The organism is Enterobacter sp. BNK-13, assembly GCF_048685015.1.
Lineage (GTDB): Bacteria > Pseudomonadota > Gammaproteobacteria > Enterobacterales > Enterobacteriaceae > Enterobacter > Enterobacter quasiroggenkampii.
Genome location: NZ_JBLQTP010000001.1, coordinates 2146821 through 2165549, shown reverse-complemented (window position 1 = coordinate 2165549; position 18729 = coordinate 2146821). Strand labels below are relative to the sequence as shown.

General features: G+C 55.5%; 19 protein-coding genes. 11 read left to right on the top strand and 8 right to left on the bottom strand.

What is annotated here, in order from left to right; genetic code table 11:
- Positions 1 to 59 precede the first annotated feature (59 nt).
- From ACMGGQ_RS10475 to ACMGGQ_RS10465, 3 genes are all read left to right on the top strand, one after another.
- Positions 60 to 257, top strand: a complete 198-nt coding sequence (locus ACMGGQ_RS10475; protein ID WP_023616678.1) for a hypothetical protein — start codon at positions 60 to 62, stop codon at positions 255 to 257.
- Between the two features lie 3 nt (positions 258 to 260).
- Positions 261 to 683, top strand: coding sequence for a GFA family protein (locus ACMGGQ_RS10470; protein WP_262808360.1), 423 nt, complete (start codon positions 261 to 263; stop codon positions 681 to 683).
- 68 nt (positions 684 to 751) lie between these two features.
- Positions 752 to 829 (top strand): hypothetical protein, encoded by a 78-nt coding sequence (locus ACMGGQ_RS10465; RefSeq protein WP_223239581.1) that lies wholly within the window; start codon positions 752 to 754, stop codon positions 827 to 829.
- 337 nt (positions 830 to 1166) lie between these two features.
- Here the strand turns inward: ACMGGQ_RS10465 and ompC are convergent, their stop codons facing one another.
- On the bottom strand, positions 1167 to 2306 hold the full coding sequence (ompC, locus tag ACMGGQ_RS10460) for a porin OmpC (protein WP_420289987.1): 1140 nt from the start codon (positions 2304 to 2306) through the stop codon (positions 1167 to 1169).
- 388 nt (positions 2307 to 2694) lie between these two features.
- Entirely contained in the window at positions 2695 to 6219 is a 3525-nt protein-coding gene (gene nifJ, locus ACMGGQ_RS10455; protein ID WP_420289986.1) for a pyruvate:ferredoxin (flavodoxin) oxidoreductase, read from the bottom strand.
- A 271-nt stretch (positions 6220 to 6490) separates the two neighbouring features.
- Here nifJ and ACMGGQ_RS10450 point away from each other — a divergent pair, with 271 nt between their 5' ends.
- Positions 6491 to 6757 (top strand): DUF333 domain-containing protein, encoded by a 267-nt coding sequence (locus ACMGGQ_RS10450; protein WP_023312003.1) that lies wholly within the window; start codon positions 6491 to 6493, stop codon positions 6755 to 6757.
- Here ACMGGQ_RS10450 and hslJ read toward each other — a convergent pair whose 3' ends face one another.
- The 6 genes from hslJ to ACMGGQ_RS10420 all read right to left on the bottom strand — a co-directional run bounded on the left by hslJ (position 6758) and on the right by ACMGGQ_RS10420 (position 10846).
- Entirely contained in the window at positions 6758 to 7195 is a 438-nt protein-coding gene (gene hslJ / locus ACMGGQ_RS10445) for a heat shock protein HslJ (RefSeq protein ID WP_048029814.1), read from the bottom strand.
- A 129-nt stretch (positions 7196 to 7324) separates the two neighbouring features.
- Positions 7325 to 7453: a DUF2474 domain-containing protein gene (locus tag ACMGGQ_RS10440; RefSeq protein WP_008501283.1), complete on the bottom strand. Its 129-nt coding sequence runs from the start codon at positions 7451 to 7453 to the stop codon at positions 7325 to 7327.
- Positions 7453 to 8463 carry a cytochrome d ubiquinol oxidase subunit II gene (cydB, locus tag ACMGGQ_RS10435; RefSeq protein WP_048223450.1) on the bottom strand — a complete coding sequence of 337 codons (1011 nt, stop codon included), beginning with the start codon at positions 8461 to 8463 and terminating at the stop codon, positions 7453 to 7455. Before cydB ends, ACMGGQ_RS10440 begins: the two co-directional genes overlap by 1 nt.
- Complete coding sequence (locus ACMGGQ_RS10430; RefSeq protein ID WP_063621811.1) at positions 8463 to 9863, bottom strand: cytochrome ubiquinol oxidase subunit I; 1401 nt, start codon at positions 9861 to 9863, stop codon at positions 8463 to 8465. Before ACMGGQ_RS10430 ends, cydB begins: the two co-directional genes overlap by 1 nt.
- A gap of 120 nt (positions 9864 to 9983) precedes the next feature.
- Positions 9984 to 10478, bottom strand: a complete 495-nt coding sequence (locus ACMGGQ_RS10425) for a YbjP/YqhG family protein (RefSeq protein ID WP_420289985.1) — start codon at positions 10476 to 10478, stop codon at positions 9984 to 9986.
- A complete protein-coding gene (locus ACMGGQ_RS10420) occupies positions 10475 to 10846 on the bottom strand; it encodes a hypothetical protein (RefSeq protein ID WP_045326584.1) in 372 nt (123 codons plus the stop codon). The genes ACMGGQ_RS10425 and ACMGGQ_RS10420 overlap by 4 nt, the downstream gene beginning before the upstream one ends.
- Positions 10847 to 11304: 458 nt before the next feature.
- Here ACMGGQ_RS10420 and ACMGGQ_RS10415 point away from each other — a divergent pair, with 458 nt between their 5' ends.
- The 7 genes from ACMGGQ_RS10415 (at position 11305) to patD (ending at position 18624) form a co-directional block, all read left to right on the top strand.
- Positions 11305 to 11493, top strand: coding sequence for a hypothetical protein (locus ACMGGQ_RS10415; protein ID WP_032645155.1), 189 nt, complete (start codon positions 11305 to 11307; stop codon positions 11491 to 11493).
- A gap of 82 nt (positions 11494 to 11575) precedes the next feature.
- A complete protein-coding gene (locus ACMGGQ_RS10410; RefSeq protein WP_234099937.1) occupies positions 11576 to 12985 on the top strand; it encodes a PLP-dependent aminotransferase family protein in 1410 nt (469 codons plus the stop codon).
- Positions 12986 to 13256: 271 nt separating this feature from the next.
- Positions 13257 to 14402 carry a putative ABC transporter substrate-binding protein YdcS gene (ydcS, locus tag ACMGGQ_RS10405; RefSeq protein ID WP_024907240.1) on the top strand — a complete coding sequence of 382 codons (1146 nt, stop codon included), beginning with the start codon at positions 13257 to 13259 and terminating at the stop codon, positions 14400 to 14402.
- Positions 14403 to 14419: 17 nt separating this feature from the next.
- Positions 14420 to 15433, top strand: a complete 1014-nt coding sequence (locus ACMGGQ_RS10400; protein WP_032674887.1) for an ABC transporter ATP-binding protein — start codon at positions 14420 to 14422, stop codon at positions 15431 to 15433.
- 1 nt (position 15434) lies between these two features.
- A complete protein-coding gene (locus tag ACMGGQ_RS10395) occupies positions 15435 to 16379 on the top strand; it encodes an ABC transporter permease (RefSeq protein WP_420289984.1) in 945 nt (314 codons plus the stop codon).
- Positions 16369 to 17175: an ABC transporter permease gene (locus ACMGGQ_RS10390; RefSeq protein WP_023292290.1), complete on the top strand. Its 807-nt coding sequence runs from the start codon at positions 16369 to 16371 to the stop codon at positions 17173 to 17175. Before ACMGGQ_RS10395 ends, ACMGGQ_RS10390 begins: the two co-directional genes overlap by 11 nt.
- Positions 17176 to 17199: 24 nt before the next feature.
- Positions 17200 to 18624, top strand: a complete 1425-nt coding sequence (gene patD / locus ACMGGQ_RS10385; protein WP_420289983.1) for an aminobutyraldehyde dehydrogenase — start codon at positions 17200 to 17202, stop codon at positions 18622 to 18624.
- The last annotated feature ends 105 nt before the right edge of the window (positions 18625 to 18729 follow it).

Sequence of the window (18729 nt, the reverse complement as noted above, 5' to 3'; positions counted from 1 at the left end):
TCCTCATTCCGTTTTACCGGATTCCTGCTACGCTTGTCTGTTGTATCAGGAGCATGAGCATGATGAACAAAGACGAACAAACAGGTTTAGTGGGGCTGGCGATTGGGGCCGCCGTCATTGGGCTGGTTTCAGCGCAGAAACCGATCCATCGCAACAGTATTGTCGATGAACTGGTCAGGCTCGGCAGGCAAAAAGGCGATGGTGTAGAAGACGAGGTTTTCGTCAAAGCCGCCGAGCTGGTGAGAAAAGGGGTATAGCCTATGGCTGAATGTCGTAATGCGCAGTGCCATTGCGGTGCGGTGGCCTTTACCGTTGCGCTCAAGGATGGCCTGAATACCGCGCGGCGCTGCAGCTGTTCCTTTTGTCGCATGAGGGGCGCGGTCGTCGTCTCTGCGCCGCTGTCAGGGATTACAGTGACTAAAGGTGAGGATAAGCTCACGGAGTACCGCTTTAACACGGGAACGGCACGGCACTTCTTCTGCTCGGTGTGCGGGATCTACACGTTCCATCAGCGGCGTTCCAATCCAAACGAATACGGCGTGAATGTTGCCTGCTTCGAAAACGTCTCACCGTTCGATTTCCCTGAAGTGACGGTGATGGACGGGGTTAACCATCCCTCGGATGGAGACAGCGGGGTGTTTGGCTACCTCTCTTTTCGCAAGAAAGGGACAGTTAAGGCGTAATTGGCGCCTGGCCACTCTGTAATCATCCTGGCTATAGTGGAGGGTGGTTATCTGAAACAGGAGAAACTATGCTCTGTGTTGAAAAAGACGATCCGCGTGAGGCCCCTGAATCAGGTGATAAAAAGCCTCAACCCGTGAAAAAATAACGCGAAGTGCGCGTTTACCCGCCACCGGCACTGCTGGTGGCTTTTTATTTCCGCGGGAGCAATATTAAACGCCATCGAGGTGGTTCAACACCGCGCCCAGATGACCGACAATACCAGCAAAATCAAAAATTAACGCTATCCAGATAAGCGCTAAAAGAGTAAGTAGGGCAACGGATACACGACCAAACAACGCTGTTATCCCTGGTGAAGAAAAGGTTATCACCTGAGTTTAACCAGCTTTCCCTCAACTTATCCTCAACCACATGATTCCTGAACCTGTTTTTTGTGACGAGCTTCAAAAAGGGGTGAGCCCGCATCATCATGCGGGCTCTGGCAATCAGAACTGGTAAACCAGGCCCAGTGCAACGACATCATCCGTGCCGATGCCGTTGTTTTTGTAGAAGCTGTCATCTTCATCCAGCAGGTTGATTTTGTAATCAACGTAGGTGGACATGTTTTTGTTGAAGTAGTAGGTCGCGCCGATGTCAGCGTATTTAACCAGATCCTGGTCTCCCTGGCCGTTGCCGAGGTCCTTACCTTTAGACTGCAGGTAGGAAAGAGACGGACGCAGGCCGAAGTCGAACTGGTACTGTGCGGTCACTTCGAAGTTCTGGGTTTTGTTGGCAATACCGCCGCCTGAAGTGCTGTCAGTGGAACCGTATGGCGTCATATTGCGGGTTTCAGAGTACATGGCTGCCAGGTAGATATTATTAGCGTCATATTTCAGACCCGCGGTCCATGCGTCCGCTTTATCGCCGCCCGCATATTGAGATGCAGCACCAGTGCCTGCGATCACCTGGTCATTAGTACGGTCAGAAGAGGTGTAGGCTGCACCTGCGGTAATCCCCATGCCGAAGTCATAGGTGGTAGAGATACCGAAGCCGTCGCCGTTCTCGTGACGCATGTCGCGGCCGTTGTTGGTGCCTTCCTGATTGTTGCTGGCATCTTCATTTTTGCCCTGATACTGCAGCGCGAAGTTCAGACCCTGCACCAGACCATAGAAGTCGGTGTTACGGTAGGTGGCCACGCCGTTGGCACGGCCGGTCATGAAGTTATCGGCTTTGGTGTAGGAGTCCCCGCCGAACTCAGGCAGCATATCGGTCCAGCCTTCCACGTCGTACATAACACCGTAGTTACGACCGTAATCAAACGAGCCATAATCACCCACTTTGATACCGGCGAAGGCCAGACGCGTCCAGGACTGGTTATCAGACCCTTCGGTGTTATTAGCCTGAATGTTGTATTCCCACTGCGCGTAGCCGGTCATCATGTCGTTGATCTGGGTTTCGCCTTTGAAGCCCAGACGCATGTAGGTTTGATCCCCGTCAGCGCCTTTATCGTCGGAGAAATAGTGCAGACCATCTACTTTTCCGTACAGATCTAATTTGTTGCCGTCTTTATTATAAATCTCTGCTGCATGAGTTGCGCCAGCCATTAACAGAGCTGGAATCATCAGGGCCAGTACTTTTCTTTGCATTATGATATTCCTTTGCGGTTGTTTTTATTTAATTACCTGTTGAACTTCCTGAGTGAGAAAGTTGTCTCATGCTAAATCACTCCTGAGTAAGAGTAATAAATTATAATTGTTACGAACTAAGTAAAATCTAAACCGAATAAATCAACGGTAATAGTCATTGGTTTGATGAATGTCTTAATGCAAAGTATATAAAATTAAAATTATTAATCAGGCGTTAAGTAAGCTATTCTTGGCGGCGTTATATGCCTTTAAGATTATTTATCCATAATTCGCGTGAATATTATTTAGGAAACTAAATAGATATTTAATGATTATCTGGATTCGCCCGGTGTGAATACACCGGGTTTTTTTATGGCAAAAAAAAGCCCGGACACGCCGGGCTGAGACACTAGTCGCTGGTCGATTTTTCGGCTTTACCCGCCAGCTGCGCCAGGAAGTCATACCGTTTCTGCAGATCGGCCGCGGCGTCTTTCCATAGCTGTTCGGCCACTTCTGGCTGCTGCGCGTTAAGGCGACGGAAGCGTTGTTCCTGCATCAACGTCTCGGCCAGGGCATCTGACGGTGGACGAGAGTCCAGCGCCAGCGGTAACTTACCTTCGTCCGCACGGCGCGGGTCGAACCGGTACAGCGGCCAGAAGCCGGTCGCGGTCAGCTGTCGCATTTGATCGTGGCTGAGTGCCAGGTCGTAGCCATGCTCTTCACACGGACTGTAGGCAATGATCAGCGACGGGCCTGGATACGCTTCCGCTTCCTGGATAGCCTTCACCGTCTGGTTAAGCTGTGCCCCCAGCGAGATTTGTGCGACGTAAACGTGGCCGTACATCATCATGCTCACGCCGAGATCTTTACGTGCCTTGCGTTTGCCGTGTTCACCGAATTTCGTGACTGCGCCAAGCGGCGTCGCTTTCGATGCCTGGCCACCGGTGTTGGAATAACACTGCGTATCAAGAACCAAGATATTGACGTTTTCGGTCAGGCTCAACACGTGATCCAGTCCACCGAAGCCGATATCGTAAGCCCAGCCGTCACCGCCAATCAGCCAGATTGATTTCTCAACCAGCGCGTCCGCGTCGGTCAGCAGTTGTTCAGCGCCCGCCACGCCCTGAAGCGCCTGACGTAGCTCAGCAACCTGCTCACGACGTACCTCTGGCGTCGCGTCCGCGTGAAGCGCGTCATTGAGCCCGGCGGGGATCTGCCCGGCAAACTGTTCCAGCAGGCGCATCACGCGTGCGCGGTGCTGGTCAACGGTCAGGCGGAAGCCCAGGCCAAATTCGGCGTTGTCCTCGAATAGCGAGTTTGCCCACGCGGGACCGCGACCGTTGGCGTCAGTGGTGTACGGCGTGGAGGGCAGGTTACCGCCATAGATAGACGAACAGCCGGTAGCGTTGGCAATCAGCATCCTGTCGCCGTACAGCTGGGTGAGCAGCTTGATGTACGGCGTTTCACCGCAGCCTGAACAGGCGCCGGAGTATTCAAACAGCGGCGTGATCAGCTGTGAAGTGCGAATATCAATGCGTTCCAGTTTGCTGCGATCGATTTCCGGCAGATTCAGGAAGAAGTCATAATTGACCTTCTCCTCTTCAACATGCTCCAGACGCGACATCATATTGATGGCTTTGATCTCCGGGTTCTGCCTGTCTTTCGCCGGACAGACCTCGACGCACAGATTACAGCCGGTGCAATCTTCCGGTGCGACCTGCAGAACGTATTTCTGTCCGCGCATATCGCGTGATTTCACATCCAGCGAATGCAGGCTGGCCGGCGCGGCCTCCATCTCTTCCGGTGACACCACTTTGGCGCGAATGGCAGAGTGCGGGCAGGCCGCTACGCAGTGGTTGCACTGGGTACACAGCTCTTCCTTCCAGATGGGGATCGCTTCGGCGATGTTTCGTTTTTCCCAGCGGGTGGTGCCCATCGGCCAGGTGCCATCTGGCGGCAGCGCAGAGACGGGCAGGGCATCACCCAGCCCGGCCAGCATCGCCGCCGTCACGGTCTTCACGAAATCAGGCGCCGCATCGGACACGACCGGAGGGCGGTTCGGGCTTGCGGCATTGACCGGCTGCAGCGGCACCTCGAACAGCGACTCGCGCGCCAGCGCCAGCGCCTGCCAGTTACGTTCGACCAGCTCCTGGCCCTTGCTGCTATAACTTTTGGCAATCGCGCCCTGCAGTTCCGCCAGCGCGCTGTCGCCTGGCAGGATATTCGTCAGATGGAAGAAGGCCATCTGCATAACGGTATTGATACGCGCGGCAAGGCCACATTCGCGGGCAATTTTCGCCGCGTTCACCACAAAGAAACGGGCTTTTTTCTGGTTCAGCACCGCCTGCACTTCCTGCGGCAGGCGCGACCAGACCTCATCTGCGCTGTATGGCGTATTCAGGAGGAAAATACCGCCAGGCTTCAGGCGCTCGGCCATCTGGTATTTATCGATAAACTGCAGCTGGTGACAGCCAACAAAATCAGCCTGAGAAATAAGATACGCAGAGCGGATGGGCTGTTCGCTCACCCGCAGATGGGAAACGGTCAGACCGCCGGCTTTCTTGGAGTCATAGACGAAGTACCCCTGGGCGTACCACGGCGTGGAGTTCCCGATGATTTTGATGTTGTTTTTGGTCGCAGAGACGCTGCCGTCACTGCCCAGACCATAGAACAGCGCCTCGAGTTTGGCGGTTGAGGGCAGGGTGTTTTCCGGCAGCGACAGGGACAGATTGGTCACATCATCATAAATGCCGACGGTAAAACGCGGCTTGGGCTTCGCTTCGCTGAGCTCGTTGAATACCGCCAGCACGCAGTCCGGTCCGAACTCTTTGGAGGACAAACCATACCGCCCTCCGATAACGCGCGGCAGCGTTTCACGTTCGCCATGATTAAAGGCTTCGGCCAGGGCCGTCATCACATCCAGATACAGCGGTTCCGCCTGCGCCCCCGGCTCTTTGGTGCGATCGAGCACCGCAATGGTACGCGCGCTCTCCGGCAGAGCAGAGAGGAGATGTTTCGCCGAGAACGGCCGATAGAGACGCACTTTAAGCACGCCAACCTTTTCGCCGCGCGTCAGCAGCTCGTCAACAACTTCCTCGCAGGTGCCAATGGCAGAGCCCATCAACACAATGACCCGTTCCGCCTGTGGATGGCCGTAATACTCAAAGGGTTTGTATTCCCGACCGGTCGCGGCGGCAAAGTCATTCATCGCCTGTTCAACATGGTCGTAAACCGCGTTGTACCACGGGTTCGTGGCCTCGCGGGACTGGAAATAGGTATCCGGGTTCGCCGACGTGCCGCGAATCACCGGGTGTTCCGGATTCAGGGCGCGGGCGCGATGCGCGTCGATATCCGCCTGCGGGAGGAGATTCAGGATTGTCTCGTCAGCCACCGGGACGATTTTGTTAATTTCGTGAGAGGTGCGGAAACCGTCAAAAAAATGAATAAACGGCACCCGGCTTTTGAGCGTGGCGATATGCGAGATTAAAGCAAAGTCCTGGGCTTCCTGAACGCTGCTGGCGCACAGCATCGCGCAGCCGGTCTGGCGTACGGCCATCACGTCAGAGTGATCGCCAAAGATAGAGAGCGCGTGGGTGGCAACGGTCCGCGCCGCGACGTGCAGAACAAAGGGGGTCAGTTGCCCGGCGAGTTTGTACAGCGTCGGGATCATTAACAACAATCCCTGAGAAGAGGTGAACGACGTGGAAAGCGCGCCGGTCTGAAGCGCGCCGTGCACCGTGGCAATCGCACCGGCTTCAGACTGCATCTCAACCACTCTCGGGACATCGCCCCAGACGTTTTTTAACCCGTTACCCGCCCAGGCGTCCGCCTGCTCAGCCATGGTCGAGCTTGGCGTAATCGGGTAGATGGCGATAACTTCACTGGTGCGAAACGCGACTGAGGCAACTGCACCATTACCGTCAATAGTTTGCATAGGACAACACCCTTACATTGCGCAAAAAATAGGGGTCTGTATTACGACGACAAACCCTGAATATTATCTGTGTATTCTAGCAAAAGGGGGATTTTACGATTTTCGCTTTTGTGTCCTCGGTATTCTCGCCATCAATGAGTAGATCAAACTTTTGGCGAAAAAATTGCGAGAAATTGTTTCTGGAGCGCATAAATACGCACTTCCGCTCTCGACGACACGGGATGGGATGCCTATTATGCATAGGTTTCGCATTATTCATGGGGGAGAGAGCATGCGCTCAGCATTTTGGGTAGGGTGTGCCGCATTATTGTTGTCGGCATGTAGCAGTGAACCCGTTCAGCAGGCAACGGCAGCCCACGTGGCGCCGGGAATGAAGGCGGCGATGTCCAGCTCGGGTCAGGCTAACTGCGCGATGATTGGCGGCTCGCTGTCGGTTGCCCGCCAGCTTGATGGTTCTGCGATTGGGATGTGCGCCTTGCCAAACGGCAAACGCTGTAGTGAACAGTCGCTTGCCGTTGGAAGCTGCGGTAACTACTGATTATTCTACACGCTTAAACATCAGCGTTTTATCGGCTGTCGCCAGCGTTAACTGGTCTTCCGTCAGGTCGACCTGCGCCCCTTTGCGCAGCATGTCGCCGATGGCCTGATCCAGCTCATTCAGCTGCGGTTCAGTACAGAGCTTACGCGTCATGGCCAGCGTTTTCACTTTAAGCTCGCCTTCGGACAATTTCCCCTGTCCGTTGAAGCGGTTACACATCTGGCCAGAAACGCTGATGTTATTCACCAGGCTGATATCAGGCAGGGCACTAAAACTGATCTCAGGTTGCGTTGTCGCGGTCTTAACCGCCTTACCGTTCACATTTTCCAGCACAAAGCGGTGGTTCTGAAGTTGCTCCGGCTGAACGGAGGCTTTACCCGGATTAACGCACCCGGTAAGGACAAGACTGATAACACTTAACGCAATGAGCTTTTTCATTTTTCTTCTCAAACTATAAATACTGTGAATCTTTTTCCAGTGTAACGATACTCTGCCGTGCGTTAATGGGGTTTATCTGAAAGTGCGGGGGGAAGGAGACGGGCAACGCTGCGGTTGCCCGGGATGAAGTTAATGCGATTTAAACCCTGCTGCCGTCATCAGCATACGGAAGAGCATACTGACCGCAGCCAGCGCCAGTACGCTGCCGCCCCAGATAATGGCCAGCCACAGCAATCTTTTCCAGACCGGTTGTTGCATCAGTGATAACCCTCCCCATGCTGAACTTTGCCGCGGAAAACGTAGTAACTCCAGAAGGTGTAGACCAGAATTACGGGAATGATCAACAGCGCGCCGACCAGCATAAAGCCCTGGCTTTGCGTCGGTGCGGCGGCCTGCCACAGGGTGATCGACGGTGGAATAATATGCGGCCAGATGCTGATCCCCAGCCCGCTAAAGCCGAGGAATATCAGCCCCAGCGTCAGGATAAACGGACGGCTATGGCTGGCTTGATTATTCAGGCAGCGCCACTGGTACAGGCTAAAAATCACCACCAGAGCAGGGACGGGCAGCAGATAAAACAGGTTCGGCAGCGTAAACCAGCGCGCGGCGATGGCCGGTTGCGCCAGCGGCGTCCAGAGGCTAATGGCGGCAATAAACGCCAGAAGCACGATTAACAGTGTTTTCGATACTTCACGCATCCGCTGTTGCAACGCGTTTTCGCTTTTCATCACCAGCCAGGTGGAGCCTAACAGCGCGTAGGCTACCACCAGGCCCGCGCCGCAAAACAGGTTAAACGCGGTAAACCAGTCAAAGGGGCCGCCGGTATAGGCCCGGCCGGTGACGGTAAAGCCGTTAATGACGGCGCCCACCGTCACGCCCTGGGTAAACGTCGCCAGAATGGAACCACCTATAAACGCCTTATCCCAGAACGGACGGTGCGCCGGCGTGGCTTTAAAGCGAAACTCAAATGCCACCCCGCGGAAAATAAGTCCGATCAGCATTAATGTCAGCGGAATGGTCAGGGCATCAACGATGACCGCATAGGCCAGCGGGAATGCGCCGAACAGGGCGGCACCGCCCAGCACCAGCCAGGTTTCATTCCCGTCCCAGACCGGCGCGACGCTGTTGACCATCACGTCGCGATCGTCGGCGTTTTGCGTGGCCGGGAACAGAATGCCGATCCCCAGATCAAAACCGTCCATCACGATATACATCAGCGTGGCAAAGACGATGATCACAAACCAGATAATGGAAAGATCGATACCCATTATGGCTGCTCCTTATATTCAGTTGTGACGGCAGAAAGCGGGCGCGCCGGACGTCCATCGGACTCGGTGGCGAAAGACTCATGCGGCTGCGGGCCTTTTCGGATGAGGCGCACCATATAGCTGTAACCCACGCCGAATACCGAGGTGTAAACGATGAAGAAGGCCAGCAGGCTCACGCTCATATGCAAATCACCATGGGCAGAAACCGCATCCTTCGTTCGCTGAAGCCCATAGACCACCCACGGCTGGCGGCCCACTTCGGTGGTGATCCACCCGGCCAGAATGGCAATCAGCCCGGATGGCCCCATCAGCAGCGCAAACCACAGGAAAGGGCGCGATGAATAAACGCGCTTTTTATAGCGCAGCCAGAGTGCCGTTACCCCAAGCAGCAGCATCAGCATGCCCAGGCCCGCCATAATGCGGAACGACCAGAAGACGATGGTGGAATTCGGGCGGTCTTCCTTTGGAAACTCTTTCAGCGCCGGAACCTGTTTATCCAGACTGTGCGTCAGAATAAGGCTGCCGAGCGCGGGGATCTCCAGTCCAAAGCGGGTACGCTCCTGCTCCATATCCGGCCAGCCAAACAGCAGCAGCGGGGTCGGCTCACCCGGCGGGTTTTCCCAGTGGCCCTCAATGGCGGCGATCTTGGCGGGCTGGTGCTTTAAGGTGTTCAACCCGTGCATATCCCCAACCAGGGCCTGGATGGGGGCGACAATCAGCGTCATCCACAGTGCCATCGAAAACATTGCCCGGATGGCGGGGGTATTATTGCCGCGCAGCAGATGCCATGCCGCGGATGCGCCGACAAACAGGGCGCTGCTCAGGAACGCGGCTATCGACATGTGCAGCAGGCGGTAAGGGAAGGAGGGGTTAAACACCACCGCGAACCAGTCTACCGGTACCACCTGACCGTTGACGATCTCATAGCCCTGCGGGGTCTGCATCCAGCTGTTAGAAGAGAGGATCCAGAAGGTAGAGATGATGGTCCCCAGCGCGACCATGCAGGTAGCGAAGAAGTGCAGCCCAGGCCCAACTTTGTTCCAGCCGAACAGCATTACGCCGAGGAATCCGGCTTCGAGGAAGAAGGCGGTAAGCACTTCGTAGGTCAGAAGCGGGCCGGTAATACTGCCCGCAAACTGCGAAAAGCCGCTCCAGTTGGTGCCAAACTGGTAGGCCATCACCAGCCCGGAGACCACGCCCATGCCAAAGTTGACGGCAAAAATCTTCGACCAGAAATGGTACAGTGAGCGCCAGACCGGATTTTTTGTTTTCAGCCACAGCCCTTCGAGCACGGCAAGGTAGCTTGCGAGACCAATGGTGATGGCCGGGAAAATAATGTGAAAGGATACGGTAAAGGCAAACTGTATCCGCGCAAGGTGAAAAGCATCTAAACCAAACATGCAAAACTCCGCGATGTAATTATGTCGATGCCATTCTAAGCCGCGCCAGCTCTGGGTTGCAGAAACAGACCTGGCCTATTTAGCTATAACAGTTTGCCAGTGTATTGTTTATAGATGTGCTTAAAGTCCGCTTTCCGCTAATGACTTTGCTCGAGTAATTGCTCCAGCATTAAATATGGGGTGCTCGTAGCGATCGGTTACGTCATTCACGCGGTAAATTTTCCACTTTCCGTCTTCACGACGCATATAGACTTCAAGATTAAGAAACCCACCATTCTCAATACCAATCCTGACAGGAAGAACTTCGCCATTGATGAACTGATGCGCCACACCAACCTCAAGCCCCTTCACCCAGGAGGGATCATAATCCTGAACATAAGCGAAATAATCTGACCCCAGGATTTCCTGCTCAGGAATAGACTCTATCTCGTTAAGTCGGGATAGCGTATCTGCCGCAACGTATTCTCTAAGCTGAGGGTATTCACCATCACTTTCCGCAAAAAACGTCAGATAGTTGGAGTAAAATTCTTCCGCCCGTTCGGCAGCATTCTGCTGAGGTACGCACGTACAAGCTGATAATAATAACGCAAGAGTAATTATAATCCCCCTCATCATCGACTCATCCTGTAAATCTTATAGGTTGGTTGTGCGCGGCGGTAACCTGGCCCGGGGTACATACTGAGCTGGGTAAAATCTGAGATCCACCGGGTGCCGTCGAACATTGTCATATGGCCGCTTGAATTTCCCCCAGGATAGGGCTGAATTACAGCGACATCTCCGCTAAGCAACGTCGAACCGGGAGGAACTTCCCTAAAACCTGCACGCAAAAGTTTTGGTCCATAATCCTTCGCATCATGTGTGCGTTCAAGCGTAATGCCGCCAGCGATTATGGCACGACGTGTAAACTTCGCGCATTCGTTATGAGAGTGTCCAAGCGCATGCGAGCGGAGGTAAGAAACAGCCGCGTCTTTATTCCAACTCATTGATAATTCCTTTCTGTAAGGTAAGGGCGCAATTCCTGCTTGAGCAAGACAAGTAGCAGAGTGTTCATTAGCCTGTTGTTAATACTCTGTGGTTGGTGAGATGAGTAGACAAAAAATGTTATATATTATATTTATATTTCATTAGGTTATGTATGCATGGTCGAGGATTGTAAACATCAATATTTAAAAACATGGACGAACATCAGGGAATAAAAACATTCTTTTTATGAATTTTCCGCATTAAACCGCTTGCTTTGCCGTCAGCGCCGTGCGTTAATGGTCTTCTGGTTTTGAGTCCAAATAAATATCTGACGTAGTTTTTAAAGCAGTTCTCATCACGTTGTGCCTCTCCGCAGCCTCTCTTGGGTCTTTATCTACATTCCGATTCGTTTTGTTTAAAACCATTATGCCCAATCGGCCCATTAGTAATTTACGTTTTAACGTTTCAGGAGAATCCTATGACTTCTTATATCCATTTTCGCTGCCCATGCTGCCATGGTTCGCAGTACCGTACCTCAGCCTTTGATGTGTCTGAGAAAAACCCGTTTGGCGCGAAATGCATTTTTTGCAAATCGCCGATGATCACGCTCGACCACCTGGCCGCCGCGCATTCCGCTCAGAGCCACGTGACCGAATACCGTAAGTAATTCATCTTCCAGACTATAACAGTTAGCTAAATCTTCTCTTTTTCTCCTGCTGATATACACTATCGGTCATAAGGAGAATCTGATGAAAAAATACCAGCGTCTGGCGCAACAAATTATCTCGCAGATTGAGCTTGGCGTATGGCTGCCGGGCGATAAGCTGCCTTCCCTGCGAGAGCAGGTGGCAAGCAGCGGCATGAGTTTTATGACCGTTGGCCACGCGTATCAGATGCTGGAAAGTCAGGGGCGCATCGTCGCCAGACCGCAGTCGGGCTATTACGTTGCCTCGCGCCCGACCGCACAACAGCCTGCGCCACCCGCTCAGGTGATGCGTGACGAAGCGGTGGATATCAATACCTATATCTTCGATGTCTTACAGGCCAGCCGCGACCCCTCCGTAGTTCCCTTTGCTTCCGCGTTTCCCGATCCCCGGCTTTTCCCGCTTCAGCAGCTCAACCGCTCGCTGGCTAACGTCAGTAAAACCGCGACGGCGATGAGCGTGATTGAGAACCTGCCGCCGGGTAACGTCGATCTCCGCCACGCCATTGCCCGTCGTTACGCGCAGCAGGGGATGAACATCTCCCCGGAAGAGATCGTGATCACCGCAGGCGCGCTCGAGGCGCTGAATCTTAGCCTGCAGGCGGTGACCGAGCCGGGGGACTGGGTGATTGTCGAAAACCCCTGTTTCTACGGCGCGCTGCAGGCGCTGGAACGCCTGAAGCTTAAAGCGTTGTCGATTGCGACAGACGTCCGCGAGGGGATCGATCTCAACGCCCTTGAACAGGCGCTGAATGATTACCCGGTTAAAGCCTGCTGGATCATGACCAACAGCCAAAACCCGCTCGGCTTCACGCTGAGCGCGGAGAAAAAAGCGCAGCTTGTCGCGCTGTTAACACAGCACAACGTCCCGCTGATTGAAGATGACGTCTACAGCGAACTCTATTTTGGCCGCGAAAAGCCGCTCCCGGCGAAAGCGTGGGATCGTCAGGACATGACGCTTCACTGCTCGTCCTTTTCAAAATGTCTGGTGGCCGGTTTTCGCATCGGCTGGGTGGCGGCAGGAAAACACGCGCGTCGCATTCAGCAGCTGCAGCTGATGAGCACGCTCTCAACCAGTTCTCCCATGCAGCTGGCGCTGGTGGATTACCTGGCGACCAAACGCTACGACGCCCACCTGCGCCGCCTGCGGCGTACGCTGGCCGAGCGGAAGCAGCAGGCCTGGCAGTCACTTCTGCGCCATATGCCTGCCGGTGTCAAAATTCACCATAACGACAGCGGCTACTTTTTATGGCTGGAACTGCCGGCACCGCTGGATGCGGGGCTGCTGAGCGAAAAGGCCTTAACGCACCACATCAGCATTGCCCCGGGAAAGATGTTTTCCACCTCTGACGCGTGGACGCCGTTCTTTCGTTTTAATACTTCCTGGGCCTGGGGAGAGCGGGAAGAGCAGGCGGTCATTCAGTTAGGAAAATTAATTAGCACGATGCTGGAATAATCCTTTCTCCGTTATTTAAATAATCAATTCTTATCCTGATGACGGCACTGCGAATATTTCGCGGTGACCTGTCATAGGAAATCTGCATACCGTCTCTCGCGCCTAACTCCTTGTCTATAATCCAGTTAACGGGGAATGCGCCCTCGGTCACACCTTGATGAAATTTCCTGAAGCAGTACGGTGCGGCGCATTTGCGCGGTCTACGTTTAATAAGGGAGATATTTTTACGGCACGGCTGCCGCTAAATTTCATTGCGACAGGAGTAACTCTTATGAGCAAAAATTTTGCCCGCAGCAGCCTGTGTGCGCTCGGCATGACTATCATGACAGCGCAAGCCGCAGAACCCCCCAAGGCCATTGGCGACGGGGAAGGTCGACTGGATATTATCGCCTGGCCGGGATACATCGAGCGGGGACAGACGGATAAAAACTACGACTGGGTCACCCAGTTTGAAAAAGAGACCGGGTGTGCGGTCAACGTCAAAACGGCAGCCACGTCGGATGAAATGGTCAGCCTGATGGCGAAAGGGGGATACGATCTGGTGACCGCCTCAGGTGATGCCTCACTGCGGCTGATCATGGGCAAACGCGTCCAGCCGATTAACCCGGATCTTATCCCCAACTGGAAAACCCTCGACGAACGGATTGTGAAAGGGGAATGGTTTAACGTCGGGGGCAAGGTCTACGGCACACCATACCAGTGGGGGCCAAACCTGCTGATGTACAACACCAAAACCTTCCCGACGCCGCCGGACAGCTGGAGCGTGGTCTTTACTAAACAGGATCTGCCGGACGGTAAAACCAATCAGGGACGCGTGCAGGCGTATGACGGCCCGATTTACATCGCCGATGCCGCGCTGTTCGTCAAAGCCACGCAGCCGCAGCTGGGTATTAAAGACCCGTACCAGCTCACCGAAGCACAGTATGCCGCCGTGCTTAAGGTGCTTCGCGACCAGCATGCCCTGATCCACCGCTACTGGCACGACACTACCGTCCAGATGAGCGACTTCAAAAACGAAGGCGTCGTGGCCTCCAGCGCCTGGCCGTATCAGGCGAATGCGCTGAAGGCCGAGAACCAGCCCATTGCCACCGTCTTCCCGAAAGAGGGGGTGACAGGCTGGGCGGACACCACCATGCTGCACGCGCAGGCTAAACACCCGATGTGCGCTTACAAATGGATGAACTGGTCGCTGACGCCGAAAGTGCAGGGCGATCTGGCAGCATGGTTTGGTTCCCTGCCTGTGGTTCCGGAAGGGTGTAAAGCCAGCACGCTGCTGGGCGATAAAGGCTGCGAAACAAACGGTTATAACGAGTTCGACAAAATCATGTTCTGGAAAACCCCCATCGCAGAAGGCGGCAAATTTGTCCCTTACAGCCGCTGGACGCAGGATTACATCGCCATCATGGGCGGTCGTTAATTGCCCGGGAGCAGAACATGACGTACGCAGTCGAGTTTAACAATGTTTCCCGCCTGTACGGCGACGTCCGGGCGGTGGATGGGGTCACCATTGCGATTCGTGACGGAGAGTTTTTCTCCATGCTGGGGCCTTCGGGCTCCGGCAAAACCACCTGCCTGCGTCTGATCGCCGGTTTTGAACAGCTGTCAGGCGGCACGATCTCTATCTTCGGCAAAGAGGCGAGCGAACTGCCCCCCTGGGAGCGGGATGTGAACACCGTGTTTCAGGACTACGCGCTGTTCCCGCATATGTCGATCCTCGACAACGTTGCCTACGGGCTGATGGTCAAAGGCGTCGACAAGAAAAAACGCCATGCCCAGGCCCGTGATGCCCTGGAAAAAGTGGGCCTGAGCTTTGCCATCGCCCGCAAACCTTCACAACTTTCCGGCGGCCAGCGTCAGCGTGTCGCCATTGCCCGCGCGCTGGTGAATGAACCGCGCGTCCTGCTGCTGGATGAGCCTTTAGGGGCGCTCGATCTCAAGCTGCGGGAACAGATGCAGTTCGAGCTGAAGAAGCTTCAACAAGAACTCGGCATCACCTTTATTTTTGTCACCCACGATCAGGGCGAGGCCCTTTCTATGTCGGACCGGGTGGCGGTGTTCAATAACGGGCGCATCGAGCAGGTGGATACCCCGCGCGATCTTTACATGCGTCCGCGCACGCCGTTTGTCGCCGGTTTTGTTGGCACCTCTAACGTTTTTGATGCGGGCCTTGCGCAGACACTTTGCGGGATGGAGGGTACCTTTTCCCTGCGCCCTGAACATATTCGCCTTAATGAACAGGGTGACGTTCAGGTTCAGGGCGTCGTGCAGGCCGTTCAGTATCAGGGGGCTGCCACGCGTCTGGAGCTGAAGCTCGCCGATGGCGCCAAACTGCTGGTGAGTCAGGCTAACTTCAGTGACGTCTCGCCGCTTAGCGGCATTGCGCCAGGGCAGGCGGTCATGGCGTCATGGTCACGCGACGCGATGATCCGCCTTCACGAGGAGAGGTGAAATGGATATGAGTGTCGCGCATCCTTCCGCCCCGCGCGGCCGCTTAAGCCGCATGACCGCACTGTTCTGGCGTAAACCGTCGCTCGGCCTGTTCCTGCTTCTGCTTGCGCCGCTGATGTGGTTTGGCATCGTCTATTTAGGATCGCTGCTGACGCTGCTGTGGCAGGGGTTTTACACCTTTGACGATTTCACCATGACGGTCACGCCGGATCTGACGCTGGCGAATATTCAGGCGCTCTTCAACCCGGCAAACTACGACATCATCCTGCGCACGTTAACGATGGCGATTGCGGTGACCATTGCCAGCGCCATCCTCGCATTCCCGATGGCCTGGTACATGGCGCGATACACCAGCGGCAAGTGGAAGGCTTTCTTCTATATCGCCGTGATGCTGCCAATGTGGGCGAGCTATATCGTCAAAGCCTACGCCTGGACGTTGCTGCTGGCGAAGGACGGCGTGGCCCAGTGGTTTCTCAGTCATCTCGGACTGGAGCCGATTCTGACCTCAATCCTGACGCTCCCGGCAGTGGGCGGTAACACCTTGTCCACCTCCGGGCTGGGACGGTTTCTGGTGTTCGTCTATATCTGGCTGCCGTTTATGATCCTGCCCGTCCAGGCGGCGCTGGAGCGCCTGCCGGCCTCGCTGCTGCAGGCCTCAGCCGACCTCGGCGCGCGTCCCCGTCAGACGTTCCGCTATGTCGTTCTGCCGCTGGCCATACCGGGCATTGCGGCGGGGTCTATTTTCACGTTTTCCCTGACGTTGGGGGACTTCATCGTTCCTCAGCTGGTCGGCCCGCCGGGCTATTTCATTGGTAACATGGTCTACTCGCAGCAGGGCGCTATCGGCAATATGCCAATGGCCGCCGCGTTCACGCTGGTACCTATCGTACTGATTTCTCTTTATCTGGCGTTCGTGAAACGTCTGGGAGCATTCGATGCACTCTGAGCGCGCACCGCTGTTCCTGAAAGTGGCAGCGTGGGGAGGCGTTATCTTCCTGCACTTCCCGCTGCTGATTATCGCGACCTATGCCTTCAACACCGAAGACGCCGCCTTCAGCTTTCCGCCACAGGGGCTGACGCTGAAGTGGTTTAGCGTGGCGGCGGGGCGCGGCGATATTATCGAATCCGTGACGTTGTCACTCCAAATTGCCGCGCTTTCCACCGCCATTGCCCTTGTGCTTGGCACGCTTGCTGCAGCAGCGCTGTGGCGAAGCGCGTTTTTTGGCAAGAATGCGATCTCTCTGCTGCTGCTGTTACCGATTGCGTTACCGGGGATCATCACCGGCCTGGCGCTGCTGACGGCTTTCAAAACGATCAATCTTGAGCCGGGGTTTTTCACCATCGTCGTCGGACACGCCACCTTCTGCGTGGTGGTGGTGTTTAACAACGTGATTGCCCGGTTCAGACGCACCTCCTGGAGCCTGGTGGAAGCGTCGATGGATCTCGGGGCTGACGGGTGGCAAACCTTTCGCTACGTGGTGCTGCCCAATCTGGGTTCCGCGCTGCTGGCCGGGGGAATGCTGGCGTTTGCCCTGTCGTTTGACGAGATAATCGTCACAACATTTACGGCGGGACACGAGCGCACGTTACCGCTGTGGTTGCTCAACCAGCTCGGGCGTCCGCGCGACGTGCCCGTCACCAACGTTGTTGCTCTGCTGGTGATGCTGGTGACAACTATCCCCATTCTGGGAGCCTGGTGGCTAACCCGCGACGGCGAAAACATTGCCGGCAGCGGGAAATAACAGTGAATTCAACAGGAAAATGCTATGCAAAAACATCTGCTGATAAACGGTGAGCTGGTTGCCGGAGAAGGTGAAAAACAGCCGGTTTATAACCCGGCCACCGGAGAGGTATTGCTGGAAATTGCTGAGGCGTCAGCGGCCCAGGTCGACGCGGCGGTGCTGGCTGCTGACCGTGCTTTTGCGGCGTGGGGGCAAACGACGCCGAAAACCCGCGCCGAGTGCCTGCTGAAGCTGGCGGATGCGATTGAAGCGCACGGCGAGGCGTTTGCCCGGCTCGAGTCCCTTAACTGCGGTAAGCCGCTGCACTGCGCGCTGGGTGATGAAATCCCGGCGGTGGTCGATGTTTTCCGTTTCTTTGCCGGGGCCGCCCGCTGCCTGAACGGCCTCGCCGCTGGCGAGTACCTTGACGGCCACACGTCAATGATTCGCCGCGATCCGGTAGGCGTGGTGGCCTCTATCACGCCGTGGAACTACCCGCTGATGATGGCAGCCTGGAAGCTGGCCCCCGCGCTGGCAGCAGGGAACTGCGTGGTGATTAAGCCCTCAGAGATCACGCCCCTGACCGCGCTGAAGCTGGCAGAGCTGGCAAGAGATATCTTCCCGGCGGGCGTTCTGAACGTGCTGTTTGGTCGTGGGAAAACGGTCGGCGACCCGCTCACCGGGCACGAGAAGGTCCGTATGGTCTCGCTGACCGGTTCGATTGCGACCGGGGAACATATCATCGGCCATACGGCGTCCTCGATTAAACGCACCCATATGGAGCTGGGTGGCAAAGCGCCGGTGATCGTGTTTGATGATGCCGACCTGGATGCGGTGGTTGAAGGGGTGCGGACGTTTGGTTTCTACAATGCCGGACAGGACTGTACGGCGGCCTGCCGCATTTATGCCCAGAAGGGAATTTATGCCCAACTGGTGGAAAAGCTGGGTGCCGCGGTTGCCAGTCTTAAAATGGGTGTCCCGGAGGACGAGGCTACCGAACTCGGTCCGCTCAGCTCGGCCGCCCATCTTTCACGCGTCTGCCAGGCCGTCGATGAGGCGAAAGCGCTCGGTCATATCCAGGTTGTCACCGGCGGGAGTAAAAAAGAGGGAGCGGGCTACTACTTCCAGCCAACCCTTCTGGCGGGAGCAAAACAGGACGACGCCATCGTTCAGCGCGAGGTGTTTGGCCCGGTGGTGAGCGTCACCGAATTTGATGACGAGGCGCAGGTGCTGGCCTGGGCGAACGATTCGCAATACGGCCTGGCGTCATCGGTCTGGACCAAAGACGTGGGGCGCGCCCATCGCCTGAGCGCGCGCCTGCAGTACGGCTGCACCTGGGTGAATACCCATTTTATGCTGGTGAGCGAAATGCCGCACGGCGGCATGAAATTATCGGGCTACGGGAAAGATATGTCGGTCTACGGGCTTGAGGATTATACGGTCGTCCGGCATGTGATGATCAAGCACTGATCCGCTCAGCCTGGCCGCTTGCGCGGCCAGGCGTGCTCCTTGCCCGCCACCCGTGTTACGTAAGATACTCAATTGTTATTAGCCGTAATTTTTAAGTGGTTATTC